Genomic DNA, 16,521 nt, shown 5'->3' with positions numbered 1-16,521 from the left:
TACTGTGACTCTTCCTGAGATCGCAGGGTCTTTGACGTCTCGTATTAACGATAACTTTCAGATGTTCAATCATGCATCTTCAAGTTAATTGGGTATAGTAAAAGAGCGTACAAGCAAGAATTAACATGCATACACATCGGTGCATATAGATAAAAAAGCGCAGACACTGTCTGCGCTCTGTATCTTAATCATATACTCAGATCATCATTCATATTATTGCATCAGCGGTGAGTTTTCTAATTGAAAGTCAAATCCTTTTATATCTGAGTCTATTAATATGGTTTGAATATATTGTGCAATATTTTTCCGTTTAACCTTCTCATTAAGATAAAGAGATATCGATTCTTTTACCATATTAAAATCAAGCTGACTACCATCAACTCGACGATTGATATTGGCCACATGTACGCCATAGCGGGTTTCAATAGGTTTATTTAATAGACCCATGGGCGCGGTAAATATTTGTTTTTCGAACTCAGCTACTGTTTGACCTTGAGTGATTTGTCCTAAATTCCCCCCTTGTTTAGAAGAGGGACAGGCTGAGTATTGTTTCGCCAAATCGTAGAATGTGGCTTTATTTTCTTTTAGTAACTCTATTAAATATTCTGCAAATTCTACTACCTTTATTCTCTCTTCAACATCCTCTGGAGGACAAGCCAGCAGGATGTGATCTACTTCTAGCAACGGTGCTGTACAAAACTTATCTTTATTTGTTATATAGTAATGATAACACTCTTCGTCAGTAGCAGATGGATAGATCCCTTCGAATTGTATTAGTTTTTCAATAATGTCATACTCTTCAGTTGGTTCAAGTTTTTTGTCTTCAGGCCAAAGAGATAAGCTTACTGCTCGTTGTTTTACGACTTCGTTAATAATTAGAGCTTCAACAGCCTTAACCATCGCTTCTCTTTTCGTTTCTGCAGGATGATACTGAACCTCCTGCATTATTATCGAAGAGTCTAGTTTAACTTCATTTATAGTGATTTCTGGAACGTCTGACACATTCATTGTACTACTCCTATAACTAGAAAAGACAAGCCTATGAAGGCTTGTCATTTTTTTATTTTTGACGCACGATTTGGTATTGCCGTGTCAAATATTCGATAGGCACACTCCAAATATGAACCAATCGACTAAATGGGAACAATAGGAACAAGGTTATTCCCCAAAAAACATGTGCACGATAAATCCAATGAACATCAGATATAAAGGTTATAGCCTCTTCCGGTCTAAAGGTTAATAAATACTTCGACCATGTCATTAAGTTTTTCATTTCTTGACCATCCATATGACCACTAGAAATGAATATAGAAAACATACCTAATATGAGTTGTAAATAAATAACTAGAACAATTGCGGTATCCATTCGTGTACTTGATGCACGAATTCTAGGATTAAACAATCTTCGGTAAACTAAATAAGTCAGACCAATAAAGCATAATACACCAAAGAAGCCGCCTGCTCCCATGGCAATTAACTGTTTAGCTTGTAGGGTAATGCCTAACATATGCCACACTTCGTAAGGTATAACTAATCCACCAAAATGACCGAAAAAAATGCCAATAATACCTATGTGAAACAGATTACTTGCTACTCGAAAATGTTTATTTGAGAGCATTTGACTTGAACCGGTTTTCCATGTGTATTGATCTTTATCATAACGAATCAAGCATCCTAAAAAAAACACAACAGATACTATATATGGATAAATACCGAAAACTAACATATCGATAAAGTTCATAGCTAGACCTCTTTTGTTTGAGTGGCTGATGCTGTCTCATTCATTGACATCCAATTTACTGGCACTTCCTGATCTTTGCGTTGATTCTCAGTTGGCCGATGCTGATTGGTTGGACATCCACCGTTAACGCTATCACCACCAAAAGTAACAGCCTCTTCTTCCCATACTTTATCTAATTCTTTAGGTGTATGATCTTCTTTTTCATTTTTAACCTGCTCTCGAAGTTCTGAGATATTAACTTTCGCACCACATAAATCCAACAGTCCCCGCATTAAACTCGCATACCCTGATTCACGCTTTTCTAAACGAACAGCGAGTAAACTTAAAACGGGAATAATATCTTCTATCCAACCAATTCCTTGCTCACCTTGCGTTGACGAAAATTCAAGAAATAGAGGGAGATGATCAGGCAATTCATTATGCGCAATTTCAAGCCCTGCTTTTTCATACTGAGCGAGTAAGTCGACCATAGCTTGGCCTCGATCTCGTGATTCACCATGAATATGTTCATAAATTAATAAAGATAATGAGCGACCACGTTCAAACAACCCATCGTAGTCAGACTGCCAATCGAGTAATGGCATTTCACTGCATCGGTCTATAAAGGAAATAATCTCTTGTTTATTTCTCTTTGATAGAACACTAGATGTTACAATATCCATCAACTCATCTCGATATAATTCGATTTCTAACTCTGGATAATCTAGCAATCGACCAATTAGTGCAATAAGTTGTGAAGTATTATTTCCACTTTTTTGGTTTGTCATTTTTCTTACTCCTGTATCTCTACGGGGATAACTTCACGCACCGTCTGGCTTTTACCACCAAATAGGTCAGTCTCGCCGGTCGAACACCCATTACCAAATGTAAAACCACAACCGCTTTTGATGTCGTAAGCATTTTCTGCATAACTAGTATGGCTAGTCGGGATTACGAACCTGTCTTCGTAATTTGCAAGCGCCATGACCTGATACATTTCTTCAATTTGTGCCTGGGTTAGTTTAACTGCGTCGAGAACTTCAAAATTTTCCTCACACTCAACTTGTTGACTACGCTTATACTCACGCATTGCCATCAATCGCTCAAGTGACCGTATAACAGGTTGTTCTTCACCTGCAGTTAGCAAATTAGCAAGATATTTTATCGGAATACGTAATGACTTTAGGTCAGGAAGTACACTACTTTTCTCAATTTCTCCGGCTTCAACTGCGGATTGAATTGGCGATAAAGGTGGCACATACCAAACCATCGGCAAAGTACGATACTCTGGATGAAGCGGTAACGCGACTTCCCATTCCATAGCCATTTTATAAACTGGAGACTGTTGCGCTGCTTCAATCCAATTAGCAGCTATGCCTTCTTTCTCAGCTTCAGCGATCACGGCCGGATCAAAGGGATCTAGAAATATATCTCTTTGCGCTTGATAAAGATCTTTATCATTCGGTACCGATGCCGCTTGCTCAATTTTATCAGCATCGTACAACATAACACCTAAGTAACGAATGCGGCCTACACATGTTTCAGAACAAATTGTTGGTTGCCCTGCTTCAATACGTGGATAACAAAAAATACATTTTTCTGACTTACCCGTTTTCCAATTGTAATATATTTTTTTGTAAGGACACCCAGAGACACACATCCGCCATCCACGGCACTTATCTTGGTCAATAAGTACAATACCGTCCTCTTCACGTTTATAGATGGCACCACTTGGACAAGACGCAACACATGCAGGATTAAGACAGTGCTCGCATAAACGCGGTAAATACATCATAAACGTATTTTCGAACTGACCATAAATGTCTGCTTGGATTTGATCAAAGTTCTTATCTTTGCGACGTTTTTTGAATTCGGTACCTAAGATCTCCTCCCAGTTAGGCCCCCATTCAATTTTTTCCATCCGTTTTCCGGAAATCAGCGAACGGGGTCGCGCAACGGGCTGATGCTTACTTTCTCCCGCACGATGAAGGTGCTGATAATCAAAGTCAAATGGTTCGTAGTAATCGTCAATTTCAGGTAAGTCGGGGTTTGCGAATATATTAGCTAAAATCCGACGTTTCCCACCTTGTTTCGGCTCTAATTTTCCTTGCTTAGTTCGAATCCAACCACCGTTCCATTTTTCTTGATTTTCCCATTCTTTGGGATAGCCGATGCCAGGTTTAGTTTCAACATTATTAAACCACGCATACTCCATTCCTTCACGCGATGTCCATACATTTTTACAGGTAACCGAGCAAGTGTGACAGCCTATACACTTGTCGAGATTCAAAACCATGCCGATTTGAGCTCTAACTTTCATATTATTTCTCCACCTCGTGAAGGTTTTCATCTAATACATCTTCACTATCATCATCCAGCCAATCCACGCGATCCATTTTTCGAACTACTACAAACTCATCACGATTACAACCTACAGTGCCGTAATAGTTAAATCCGTAAGATTGTTGTGCATAACCCCCAATCATATGGGTTGGCTTCATAATTGCTCGAGTTACAGAGTTATGAATACCACCTCTAGTACCAGTTAGCTCGGAACCCGGTATGTTCACAATCCGCTCTTGCGCGTGATACATCATTCCCATTCCTTCGGGGACACGTTGAGAAACAACGGCTCTAGCAGCAATCGCACCATTTGCGTTAAATGCTTCGATCCAATCATTATCTTCAATGCCAGCCGCAGTCGCGTCTGTTTCTGACATCCAAATAATTGGTCCACCACGTGATAGTGTCAGCATAAGTAAATTATCTGAATACGTACTATGAATTCCCCACTTTTGATGTGGAGTAATCCAATTCAAAACGACTTCATTGTTACCATTAGGCTTCATACCCTGCACATTTTGCGTGGTTTTCAGGTTGACCGGCGGCTTATAAAGACAGTGCATTTCACCAAAATCACGCATCCATTGATGATCTTGATAAAATTGTTGTCGACCTGTAATCGTACGCCAAGGAATTAGCTCGTGAACATTGGTATATCCAGCATTGTAAGAAACATGCTCGTCTTCTAACCCGGACCAAGTCGGTGAGCTAATAATTTTACGTGGTTGCGCAACAATATCTCTAAATCGAAGTTTCTCTTCTTCTTTAGGCTTGGCTAAGTGAGTGTGATCAAGACCGGTAACTTTACTAATTGACTCCCAAGCCTTGACAGCTACTTGTCCATTTGTCTCCGGCGCTAATGATAAAACGACTTCTGCTGCGTCAATGGCTGATTCAATTTTTGGTCTGCCTTGGTTAACACCTGGTTTAATGTGCTTTTTATTCAACTCACCTAAGAATTTAACTTCGTCTTGTGTATTCCAATTAATCCCCTTACCACCGTTTCCTAGTGTATCCAGGAGTGGCCCTAATGACGTGAACTTTGCATAGGTATTCGGATAATCTCGCTCCACCACCATCATATTTGGCGCTGTCTTGCCAGGAATGAGATCACACTCTCCTTTCCACCACGCCTTAATGTCGAATGGCTGGGCTAGTTCACCAGGAGTATCATGTTGCATAGGCACGGTGACAATATCTTGTTCTACACCTAAGTGTCCTTCGCACTGTTGGGAGAAAGATTTTGCAATCCCTTTGAAAATTTCCCAATCACTTTTTGATTGCCAAACAGGATCCACAGCTTTAGATAAAGGATGAATAAATGGATGCATATCGGACGTATTCAAATCGTCCTTTTCATACCAAGTTGCGGTAGGTAGAACAATATCTGAATACAAACAAGTTGTAGACATTCTGAAGTCTAGTGTAACTAAAAGATCAATCTTTCCTTCAGGTGCACTATCACGCCATTTTATATCTTCAGGCTTCTCTTCCCCTTCCTCGCCTAAGTCTTTACCAAGCAAGCCGTGCTTGGTGCCCAGAAGGTGACGAAGCATATATTCATGACCTTTCCCTGAAGATCCAAGTAAATTAGACCGCCAGATAAACATGTTTCGAGGATAGTTTTTTGGATTGTCAGGATCTAAACAGGCAAATTTTAAGCTTCCTGCTTTTAATTGATCCACCGTATAATCTACCGGATCTTGCCCTTGCTCATGTGCATCTCGGCACACCTTCAAGGGATTTTTACTCAACTGTGGCGCTGACGGCAGCCAACCCATGCGTTCTGCACGTGAATTAAAGTCTATGATCGAGCCCTCCCAATCTTTTTTATTAGATAAAGGAGAGACAATTTCACTCATATGTAGCTTTTCATAACGCCACTGATCAGAATGTGCATAAAAGAAGGATGTGCCATTCATATGACGAGGTGGGCGACTCCAATCCAAACCAAATGCTAAAGGCTGCCAGCCTGTTTGTGGACGAAGTTTTTCTTGACCTACATAGTGAGCCCAACCACCACCGCTTTGTCCAATACAACCGCACATGATTAGCATATTGATTAAACCACGATAGTTCATGTCCATGTTGTACCAGTGATTCAAACCAGCACCGACAATGATCATGGAACGACCACGTGTTTTTGCTGCAGTGTCAGCAAATTCATTTGCAATTTTAATCACATCATTTTGGGGGACGCCTGTTATTTGTTCCTGCCAAGCTGGCGTATAGGCAAGATTATCGCTATAGGATTGTGCGCAATTCGGATCATCATATCCATTGTCAACACCATAGTTAGCAAGCGTTAAGTCAAATACAGTAGTGACCCAAGCTTCCGACTTATCGGCAAGCTTGATCTTTTTAGCCGGGATACGATGCGTTGTTACTTCATCATGAACTGTATGTTGGAAGTAGCCAAGTTCATGTTCATTGCCCCCAAAATATGGGAAATTTACGGTAATAATCTCATCGTGATCATCTTTTAAGCTCAGGCGGAGTTTCACATCACGATTCGTTGCACCATCACGTTGCTCAAGATTCCATTTAGCATCGCGTTCCCCCCATCGATAGCCAATCGAGCCTTTCGGCGACGTGAGCATATTTGATGACTCATCAATTGCAATGGTTTTCCACTCGGGGTTATTGTCTTGTCCAGCTTTGTCATCCAAGTCACTCGCACGAAGGAACCTCCCTTGCTGCAGACCTCCTTTTTCGGACGGTTCCAACATGACGAGCATTGGCATATCCGAATAACGTCGTACATAATCATCGAAATACTGTGTTGTTTTGTTGACATAAAACTCTTTAAGAATGACATGTCCGAATGCCATGCTTAGTGCGGCGTCGGTTCCTTGCTTGGGTGCTAACCATTGATCGGTAAGTTTAGCCACCTCAGAATAATCAGGGGTAATGCCAATTACTTTCGTCCCCTTATATCGCACTTCAGTTAAGAAGTGAGCGTCGGGTGTGCGTGTTTGTGGAACATTCGACCCCCAACACATAATATAATTTGAGTTGTACCAATCCGCTGACTCGGGGACATCAGTTTGCTCTCCCCAAACTTGCGGTGATGCAGGAGGAAGGTCGCAATACCAGTCATAGAAACTTAAGCAATTACCACCGATTAATGACAGATAACGTGCACCTGCCGCATATGAAATCATCGACATCGCTGGGATAGGCGAGAATCCAAAGATACGATCGGGCCCATACTCTTTGGCCGTGTAGACATTAGACGCACCAATGATTTCGTAGACTTCATCCCAGTGCGCGCGAACGAACCCACCCATACCACGTTTTTCTTTATATTCTCGTGTTTTTGTGGGATTAGTAACAATTGACTCCCAAGCGTCTACAGGGTTGGCATGCTGCTTTTTTGCTTCACGCCATAGTTTAATTAAGCGCTTACGAATTTTGGGGTATTTAAGTCTATTCGCACTATATATGTACCATGAATAACTCGCACCGCGTGGGCAACCTCGAGGCTCATGATTAGGAAGGTCAGGACGAGTTCTAGGATAATCGGTTTGTTGCGTTTCCCACGTTACAAGTCCATTCTTGACATAGATTTTCCAACTGCATGAACCGGTACAGTTGACGCCGTGAGTTGAACGTACAACCTTATCATGCTGCCAACGTTGCCTATAACTGTCTTCCCACTGGCGGGGCTCTTGCGTTGTCACGCCATGACCTTCAGAAAAGTTTTCTCTTTTCTGGGTAAAATAACGTAGCCGATTTAGAAAGTGGCTCATGCCTGACTCCTTTTCGATGGCTTAACTAGTAAACGGTTAACGTGATACGTTAAACTGCGACTAATCCTAAACTCGTTTTCGAATGTACTCTGTGTATATAAGTAGACGTCAAGTGCAGGTATTATGCAATACGGTAAAAACAGCAAAAAACAGACAACTACCCATAAAGGGGTATGAGTGAGTATCTAGTAAAAAACTTGATTTTCAATACAATAGACAACTTAGAAAGCAAATAGACGGACTGTATTATTATGACCAATTACTTAGAGGTAACCCCTGATGAGCAGGGTATAAACCGTTCTATTGGTATTTTCGACTCTCTCGTATTCAAAATCGGATCTTTATTGATAATGATTAGCATTATCGCCTTGGTCAGTATGGTCTCAGCCGTGTATATTTCAGATAATGCACAGACTGATGCTCATGCAATAAATTTATCTGGTTCAATGCGTATGCAATCCTATCTTATTTTGAATAAGAAAATAACCAATAATAAATCTGAAGAAATAGACCGTTTAATAAGTGATTTTGAGAAAAAATTGTCTAATCCTGTACTAATGCAAGCTACTAAAAAAACGGAAAAGAAAAAATTACATGACGCTATCTGGTACGATTGGAACAATGAAATTAAGCCGCTAATTTTAGATTCACATCTAACAAACCAAAAACTGAATAAGCTAGAAAAAAAATTAAACGATCTCGTTGCTAACATCGACCATCTAGTAAAAACTTATCAAGTACATGCTGAAGACAACAACCGTTTGATCAGACAAATACAAGCCGCATCTCTTTTAATTACAATCTCATTTATATTCTTAGCGATTTATATGGTCAACCATCTCATTAGACGCCCACTCTCAGATTTAACGATAATAGCGACTAAAATAGGTCAAGGTGACTACACAGTTCAAGCTGATGAGCATGGTCATGACGAACTATCAATTCTTGCCAAAACCATTAACAGAATGGTTAGAGCTATTAATGACTCACATATTCGCATGGAAGAGAAAGTGCGAAAAAAAACAAAGCAGCTAGAAAGAACCAATGAGTCTATTCAACTACTTTACTCTATTTCCAATAAATCCAATCACTCCCATGGAAGCAATATTGATTTTCAACCACATCTTTCGAAACTGTCAGAAGTAACAGGTATTGAAGGGTTAGAGCTATGTCTGATGACAGAAAATGGCACCAAACCCTACCATCATTTAAATACTAAAAAGAGTATCTTGCCATTGAGCTGCCGCAATCGAGATTGCAGTGATTGTGTAAGCTTCGATAGTCCGCTGGAATCCGAGGAAGCCTACACATTTCCTCTCGTCTATGATCATAATCATTTCGGTGTATTGAACTGTGTACCTCGTAACCATGAACCACTCCATCCTTGGCAATCACAGCTTATTCAGTCTGTTGCAGAGCAGTTCGCGATTACATTAAGTTTAAAACATCGCCAAGACGAGGGACGACGATTAGCACTCGCTCGTGAACGTACCGTTATCGCGCGTGAGTTACATGACTCTCTCGCACAAGCACTGTCCTACTTAAAAATACAGGTTGCTGTATTACAAAAAGGACTCACTGATCCGTCGGTTGATATCAGTATCGAGAATACGATTTCAGATATAAAAACTGCGTTAAATGGTGCATACAAGGAACTCAGAGAACTGTTGACCACTTTCAGATTAAAACTTGAGGGTAGTAACTTACACGAGGCACTCCAGGAAAGCTTTAAACAATTATCAGATCGTTTCAGTGATAAAGAAATTAAATTTAATAATGAAATTAAAAATATGCCTTTTTCGGCTACTGAGCAAGTTCACCTACTACAAATCGCTAGAGAAGCAGTACAGAATGCCATTCATCATTCCGAAGGAAGTAAAATCGTTATTCTTCTTACAAGTCGCAAAAAAAATGGTTACGTCACTTTGTTAATTCATGATGACGGGATCGGAATTGATACATTAGCCAAAAAAGAAAACCACTATGGTCTTGCTATTATGAAGGAAAGGAGTAGAAGCTTAAAAGGCACGCTTACAATTGGTAATCACGCAAAAGGGGGTACAGAGGTTAGATTTGACTTCCAACCTGAATTTAACATTCCTTTAGATGTAGAGAAAACTTATGACTGAAAATTCATCAATTGGGACGATCTTAATGGTCGATGATCACCCTGTTTTTCGCAGAGGTTTGTCGCAACTCTTTTCATTGGATAATGACTTAAAAGTGGTTGGAGAAGCTGACTCTGGCTATGATGCGGTCGGATTGGTAACAGAGCTCGACCCAGACTTAGTAACGTTAGATCTTAATATGGACGGCATGAATGGATTAGAAACGATACGAGCACTCAGAGATTCTGGTTATACAGGACGCATTATCATGTTAACTGTCTCTGACCAAGATGATGATGTTGTCGAAGCGATAAGGTTAGGTGTTGACGGATATTTACTAAAAGATATGGATCCTGACGATATCGTTGAGTCCATTAAGCAAGCGGCTGTGGGAAAAATGGCAATCAGTCCTAAACTCACACAAACACTTGCGGGCGCACTACGCCAGCCTGCTCCCCACAGTGACCAGCGAACATTGTCAAGCCTCACCGCCAGAGAAAAAGAAATCATCAAATTGATCGCAAAAGGACTGAGTAACAAGCTTATTGCCAGAGAGCTAGATATATCTGATGGGACAGTCAAAGTGCATGTAAAGCACCTACTAAAAAAGTTAAACCTACGCTCCCGAGTAGAAGCCGCGGTTTGGATGGTTAACGAAGATAAAGAGGTTTGAAATGGAATGCTGTAACGAAGCATCGGTATTAACAGTCGAAGATGCGCAAGAAAAAATCGTAGATGCTATTGAGTTTAAAAACAAAACTGAAATCGTTCAGTTAGACATTGCGGGTGGTCGGTACCTCGCTGAGGATATTTTTGCACCCTTTGATACGCCTTTTTGTGATAATTCAGCAATGGACGGATTTGGATTTATTCATGACGATTTCAAGCGTCATAGTGAATTTAAAGAAGTTGGGGAGTCATTAGCTGGGCATCCCTTTAGGGGCTCCATCAAAAGCGGTGAATGCATAAGAATTATGACGGGGGCTACGGTTCCAGAAGGAATAGACACTGTTGTAATGAGAGAAAAAGTCACAGTTCAAGGAAAAAGGATCCAGGTACATTCCACCCCTCAAGCCGGGCAAAATATCAGATTAAAAGGAGAAGATATAAAAGAAGGGCAAGTTGTACTCAAAAAAAATAAAAAGATCAATGCTGCCGATATAGCTATTATGGCAACGTTTGGTATGAGAGAAGTCAATGTATACCAACCTGTCACCATCGCTATCTTCTCAACCGGTGATGAAATAATCTCAGTCAATAAGACCAAAGCCCCTGGACTTATTTATGACTCAAACAAACCAATGCTTATTCACTTACTCAAAGCCTCTGGGTTTAACATTTTAGATCTTGGCATCATTCCTGATGATAAAAAAGCGATAGAAACAGCAATCAAAAAAGCAGAGGATGCTGACGCGATAATAACATCGGGAGGTGTATCGGTTGGAGATGCAGACTTCACAACAGAAGTACTCAAAGAACAAGGTGACATTGATTTTTGGAAATTAGCTATCAAGCCAGGTAAACCGTTTGCTTTTGGACATGTGGGAGCTACCCCATTTTTCGGTTTACCAGGTAATCCAGTATCGGCATTGCTCACCTGTCAGATCCTAGCTATTCCAGGTTTATTAAAGCTGAGCGGTAGTTCCACCATTTACCCACAATGGCTCACCGCCACATTAACCACATCGCTAAAAAAACGTCCTGGGCGCACAGATTACCAACGTGGTGTTTATTCAATAAACGAGCAAGGACAATTAAGCGTCGCAAGCTCAGGGGCACAAGGCTCGGCATTACTTATGTCTGTATGCAAAGCTAACTGCCTCATTCGCTTACCGAAAGATAGTGAGGATGTCGCGGAGGGGGTCAGTGTTGAGGTGCTTCCCTTTGCCTTCATTCCCGGTTTATAAGACTAAGGGGTGACTAGATGACGTCACCCTAATTTCCATTATAGACGCCAGCGCAAAGCCGCTTGTTTGTCTGAAGGTTTAGCGCTTACCCACACCCAACCTTGTTCCTCAATGTTTTCTTTTTTCCATAAAGGTACTGATATTTTTAGCTGGTCCATAATAAAGCTGGCTGCCTCGAAGCTATCTTTTCTATGTTTGCTGGACACACCAACAAATACAATTGGCTCACAAAGCCCAATCACACCTATGCGATGCACAATAGAAATCTTTTCTACTGCACTCCATCTAAGCTGGACCTCCTCGGTAATTTCCATCATTGCTTTGTTTGTCATTGATAGATAGCTTTCTAAATATATCTCTTTGACACTTCGGTTTTTCTCAGAACTCCCACGCACTCGGCCAACAAAGGTAACAATGGCACCGCATTCGCTGCTGCTCTCAGTCAGTGCTTGAGTAAGCTGATTTATATCTAGGTGATCTTCTTGAATCCTATACATAATTAGCCCCCAGTAACTGGCGGGAAAAACGCGACTTCATCATTTTTATTGATCGAAAAGTCGCTCTCTACAATCGTATGATTGACCGCGGATATTACATCAAGATCATTAAGCCATAAAAAAGCTGTGTTCTGTTCGATTAGATGTTTTATCAATTCAGAAACAGGTAGAGGAGTTGGTACCTCAAGGCTAATGACACTTTCACCTATCCTTTCTCTTAGCAAACCGAAAAACCTGATTTCAATCATAACCCATTCCTCTGTCTATACTACCAGACTGTCCACCAGATTTATGTCGTACGTGAACCCCTTCGATAATCATGTTTTTATCGGCAGCTTTGCACATATCAAACAAGGTAAGCGCCGCTACCGAAACACCGGTTAATGCTTCCATCTCAACCCCTGTTTTGCCATCTAAAATACAACCACAAGTAATTTGAATACCGTTAGGAAGGAGCTCAAAGTCTATCCATATTTTTGATAGATTCAGTTGATGACACAGTGGGATAAGGTCAGAGCATTTTTTTGCTGCTTGGATCCCTGCTATCCTGGCAGTTGAAAGGACATCCCCTTTTTTAATCTGATTCTCTTTGATGCTATTTACAGTCGATGGAGACATTTTTAAAGTTCCGATCGCAACTGCCTCTCGCCTCGTTATCCCTTTGTTGCTGACATCGACCATATTTGCTTGGCCTGTGGCATTGATATGACTAAACTCACACATAATTAGCCTCTCGACACACATTCATTCGCATCAGCAATGTGAGGAACAAAATTACATGGGCCATGTTCGGCATCCAACTGTTCCTTGATTAGCGTTTTCCAACCTGTTTTACATGCACCTGTCGATCCAGGTAGAGCGAATATGATCGTTCTATTCGCGATACCTGCTACACAACGAGATTGAATGGTCGAGGTGCCAATTTCTTGATAAGACACCAACCTAAATATTTCACCAAACCCTTCAACTTCCTTGTCGAAAAGAGGCTTAATTGCTTCTGGTGTCGAATCTCGATCACTAAACCCTGTCCCACCAGTAATTATTATGGCAGAGATAGAATCGTCAGCTATCCATCTAGACACAGCCGCTCTAATATCATAGATACTATCACGCACGATTAGGTGTTCATTAACACGGTGACCGGCCTCTTTTACCGATAAAGATAGAAAATTACCTGAGGTGTCATTACAGCTTTTTCGGGTATCTGAAACAGTTAACACCGCTACATTTAAAGGAACAAAGTTTGATGTATGATCAGCCATTTATACTCTCCAATAGGTGTTTCGCATAGTGCCATTCTTCGGGTGTATTACAATTGTGTAGTTCATCATGATTGACACATAACTCACCTGAACTGACTGCGAGTTTGTCACACGCACGATTAACAGAAAGCTCTCTATTTTCCTTAAGAACGTGATTGATGATTTCTTTTTCTCTTTTACTGTTCATGAGAACTAAAGGAAAAACATTACTTTTAGATACTTTTTTTGATTCATTTTTTTTCTTAACTTCACGAATCAAAGAGGTTATTGTCAATGAAGTTATAAGTGGCATGTCTATAGGTATAAAAACGAGAATAGATTGAGGGAAATAAATCATTGCAGAATAAATACCCCCCAAAGGACCTCGATTTGAATATATATCGCGTATATCGCTATACTCTTTTTCACCTGCGCAAATAATAACCTCATCGCATATTGACTGTCTCAGTATGGTAGCTTGTCTTTCAACAAGGGGCTGGGCACCATAAGCAAGAAGTGCTTTATCTTCCCCCATCCTTTTAGACAGGCCACCCGCCAGTACCACACCGACAACCTTTCTCTCTTTATCATTGCTCATGATACTAACCGCCTAACATCGCCAGGTTTTTTGTCATTCCACTATTATCATGATGTAATAAATGGCTCTCACGCTTATACTGGAGCAATGCTTCGATCTGTTCTTTCGTACCAACAATATCTCCTCGACACAAATTGTCTCGAAGACTTGATGCGCTACTAGCAAAAAGACATAGGTGTAAATTTCCGGTAGAAGAAACCCGAAGTCGATTACAAGACTTACAAAACTCTTCACTATAGGGCATGATCAAGCCAATTTTTCCTGTATAGTCAGGGTGAGAGTATTCATCTGCTGGACCTGCATTCGCTTCTTTTTGTGTCTTTTTCCAACCTTGCTCAATAAGACGATTTTGCAGCACCTGTCCACTTACGTGTTGACTTCGGTGAAAATCGCTATTGTCGCCGGTACGCATCAGCTCAATAAAACGCCAAGTAACTTCCTTATCTTTTGTAAAGGCTAAAAACTGTTCCCACTGGTCTAAGTTGTATTGTTTCATCAATACAGTGTTAATTTTCACGTTATCCAAACCACTATCTAGAGCGAGATCAATGGTATCAAGGACCGAGTGCAGCTTTTGCTTCCCCGTTATGGCTCGAAACTGATATGGATTTAATGAGTCAGCACTAATGTTTAACGCTGAAAGTCCTGACTTGATATATTTAGGTAGAGTTTTGGGAAGATTAAAGGCGTTAGACGTCATCGCCACTTTCTTTATGCCACTTGTGGATGCAGCAATAGCGATGATATCACAAAGATCTTTTCTTAATGTTGGCTCACCACCTGTTATTCTAATTTTAGAGGTTCCCAAAAGAGAAAAGGCATGCAGTAAAGTTTCTATCTCAAATAGTGACAGTTCGTTTTTGCCAGCATTGCAATCATTACCATTGGGTAGGCAGTAGTTGCAACGGAAATTACATAAATCTGTTACCGATAGGCGTAGATACTCGAACCTACGACCAAATGCGTCATATAGCATGTCAACACCTTTCCAAATCCGGGAGGCTGGCTGGTTTCCCAAGCCAACCCGGTAGCATCCACTAAATACTACGGTTCATTGCTCATATACAAATACGGGTGTACCTTGTACGTAGACGACAATGTGCTTCGGGTTGATTAAAGTCTTACTATAGTCTCTGATGTACCAAAACTATATAGTCCTTTATGTATACCCACAAAGGAGTATCGGACAAGTCATTGATTTGTTTGCTTCTTGGCTAAAAGTAGCACTAGAGTTAGTTTCAAAATAAGTAAAAATGAAATGAATAAAGACATGTCTGGATAAAACATAATAATCGACGTAGGAATAAACATTGAGAATAATGCGCTCAGTGCCCCACTCACACCAAAAAACGAAAACACATTCTTATGCATACGACTCACCTCTTCTTCATATAAGGAAGAGGAAACAGACATAGCTATTCCTGACTCAACCCCCAAGACAAACATAAATAATAAATAAAATGAAATGTATAAAACAAAAGATCCTTCTACACTAAAACCTGTCATAAATATTAAAAGGCATACTACGACGACAACTGCATTTATAATAAACAGCCGCTTAATATCGGATCCTCTCTCAGTAATAAAATTACCGAAAGCTTTCCCAACAACGCCCATGATCGGGACAAAAAAAGCATAATCTAGTGGATTTACACTTTTAAAGTAAAGCCGAGTAATAAATGGGAATACAAACGTTGCTCCCAATAAAAAAGCGAGCGAACTGCCATATATAATAGCTGAAAAAAATTCTTTATTATTTAGATCACAAGTAAATACTTTATCTATCTTGGGAAAGTCTCTATCTCTTTTAACTGAAAACCAAAGAACAAAAAATAAAACAAAAACTAGCGGTATATACAAAAGCGGATATAAATAAAAACAACCCTGACTTATACCACTTTGAGAAAACAAAAGTCCTATAAAGAATGAGAATGAAAAACCAATGCCACCAATACTATCAGCGTAAGTAATTCTAGATACTGCATCACGCTGACTAAATCGCAACATCATAAATCGCATTACTGTGACTGAACTACCAGATGCTAAGCCTGTCAAGCTAGAAACTGCCAACAACATAATATAATTTTCGCTAGGAAAGAGTATAATAGCAGCCATCCATAAACATGGTAAAATGAGGAGAAGTGTAGAAATTAGCAACCAATTAATCACACCGAAAATTGTCGCTAGAAAATCCCAAAGAATTCGAGACAAACTACTTCCCAAAAAACAAAACAAGATCAGGATAAGCTTCGAAATGAATGTTAGGTTATACCCATAGTCTGGAAGATTAAAGACAACAACGGGCCAGGCTCCCCATACAAGGAAGGAGATAAATAAATGCATAATGGTTACCAT

15 protein-coding genes and 1 riboswitch are annotated in these 16,521 nt (G+C 40.3%); of the genes, 3 read left to right on the top strand and 12 right to left on the bottom strand.

Translation table 11 applies throughout. The features are described 5' to 3' along the window. Positions 1-213: 213 nt before the first annotated feature. From BZJ21_RS08955 to BZJ21_RS08935, 5 genes are read right to left on the bottom strand one after another with little or no spacing between them, the layout of a single operon-like run. Positions 214-1,008 carry a peptidylprolyl isomerase gene (locus tag BZJ21_RS08955; RefSeq protein ID WP_021022865.1) on the bottom strand — a complete coding sequence of 265 codons (795 nt, stop codon included), beginning with the start codon at positions 1,006-1,008 and terminating at the stop codon, positions 214-216. A 52-nt stretch (positions 1,009-1,060) separates the two neighbouring features. Further along, positions 1,061-1,741, bottom strand: coding sequence for a respiratory nitrate reductase subunit gamma (narI, locus tag BZJ21_RS08950; RefSeq protein WP_021022864.1), 681 nt, complete (start codon positions 1,739-1,741; stop codon positions 1,061-1,063). A gap of 2 nt (positions 1,742-1,743) precedes the next feature. Next, complete coding sequence (gene narJ / locus BZJ21_RS08945; protein ID WP_077669597.1) at positions 1,744-2,508, bottom strand: nitrate reductase molybdenum cofactor assembly chaperone; 765 nt, start codon at positions 2,506-2,508, stop codon at positions 1,744-1,746. A gap of 5 nt (positions 2,509-2,513) precedes the next feature. Beyond that, a complete protein-coding gene (gene narH / locus BZJ21_RS08940) occupies positions 2,514-4,070 on the bottom strand; it encodes a nitrate reductase subunit beta (RefSeq protein WP_236719539.1) in 1,557 nt (518 codons plus the stop codon). Beyond that, positions 4,042-7,815: a nitrate reductase subunit alpha gene (locus BZJ21_RS08935; RefSeq protein ID WP_077669596.1), complete on the bottom strand. Its 3,774-nt coding sequence runs from the start codon at positions 7,813-7,815 to the stop codon at positions 4,042-4,044. The genes narH and BZJ21_RS08935 overlap by 29 nt, the downstream gene beginning before the upstream one ends. A gap of 251 nt (positions 7,816-8,066) precedes the next feature. Between BZJ21_RS08935 and BZJ21_RS08930 the strand changes: the two genes are divergently transcribed. The 3 genes from BZJ21_RS08930 to moeA are packed head-to-tail and all read left to right on the top strand — an operon-like array spanning position 8,067 to position 11,830. After that, complete coding sequence (locus BZJ21_RS08930) at positions 8,067-9,944, top strand: histidine kinase (protein WP_077669595.1); 1,878 nt, start codon at positions 8,067-8,069, stop codon at positions 9,942-9,944. Next, the gene (narL, locus tag BZJ21_RS08925) at positions 9,937-10,596 is read left to right on the top strand and encodes a two-component system response regulator NarL (protein WP_021022858.1); all 660 of its coding nucleotides are present in this window, start codon (positions 9,937-9,939) and stop codon (positions 10,594-10,596) included. Before BZJ21_RS08930 ends, narL begins: the two co-directional genes overlap by 8 nt. Before the next feature lies 1 nt (position 10,597). Beyond that, positions 10,598-11,830, top strand: a complete 1,233-nt coding sequence (gene moeA / locus BZJ21_RS08920) for a molybdopterin molybdotransferase MoeA (protein WP_077669594.1) — start codon at positions 10,598-10,600, stop codon at positions 11,828-11,830. A gap of 38 nt (positions 11,831-11,868) precedes the next feature. On the opposite strand, the gene BZJ21_RS08915 is transcribed toward moeA, so the two are convergent. The 7 genes from BZJ21_RS08915 to BZJ21_RS08885 all read right to left on the bottom strand — a co-directional run bounded on the left by BZJ21_RS08915 (position 11,869) and on the right by BZJ21_RS08885 (position 16,521). Continuing rightward, entirely contained in the window at positions 11,869-12,327 is a 459-nt protein-coding gene (locus BZJ21_RS08915) for a molybdenum cofactor biosynthesis protein MoaE (RefSeq protein WP_021022856.1), read from the bottom strand. 2 nt (positions 12,328-12,329) lie between these two features. Continuing rightward, a complete protein-coding gene (locus BZJ21_RS08910) occupies positions 12,330-12,575 on the bottom strand; it encodes a MoaD/ThiS family protein (protein WP_021022855.1) in 246 nt (81 codons plus the stop codon). After that, the gene (gene moaC / locus BZJ21_RS08905) at positions 12,568-13,050 is read right to left on the bottom strand and encodes a cyclic pyranopterin monophosphate synthase MoaC (RefSeq protein ID WP_021022854.1); all 483 of its coding nucleotides are present in this window, start codon (positions 13,048-13,050) and stop codon (positions 12,568-12,570) included. The genes BZJ21_RS08910 and moaC overlap by 8 nt, the downstream gene beginning before the upstream one ends. 2 nt (positions 13,051-13,052) lie before the next feature. Further along, positions 13,053-13,589, bottom strand: a complete 537-nt coding sequence (gene moaB / locus BZJ21_RS08900) for a molybdenum cofactor biosynthesis protein B (RefSeq protein ID WP_021022853.1) — start codon at positions 13,587-13,589, stop codon at positions 13,053-13,055. After that, on the bottom strand, positions 13,582-14,166 hold the full coding sequence (gene mobA, locus BZJ21_RS08895) for a molybdenum cofactor guanylyltransferase (RefSeq protein WP_021022852.1): 585 nt from the start codon (positions 14,164-14,166) through the stop codon (positions 13,582-13,584). The genes moaB and mobA overlap by 8 nt, the downstream gene beginning before the upstream one ends. Before the next feature lie 4 nt (positions 14,167-14,170). Then, a complete protein-coding gene (moaA, locus tag BZJ21_RS08890; RefSeq protein WP_021022851.1) occupies positions 14,171-15,142 on the bottom strand; it encodes a GTP 3',8-cyclase MoaA in 972 nt (323 codons plus the stop codon). After that, positions 15,132-15,287, bottom strand: a riboswitch (molybdenum cofactor riboswitch). (Overlaps the previous gene by 11 nt.) Positions 15,288-15,357: 70 nt before the next feature. Next, a complete protein-coding gene (locus BZJ21_RS08885; RefSeq protein ID WP_077669593.1) occupies positions 15,358-16,521 on the bottom strand; it encodes an MFS transporter in 1,164 nt (387 codons plus the stop codon).

The sequence above is a fragment of the Salinivibrio costicola subsp. alcaliphilus genome, from assembly GCF_001996185.1.
GTDB lineage: Bacteria > Pseudomonadota > Gammaproteobacteria > Enterobacterales > Vibrionaceae > Salinivibrio > Salinivibrio costicola.
Note: the sequence above shows the minus strand (reverse complement) of the source record. Positions and strands in the feature narration are given on the sequence as shown.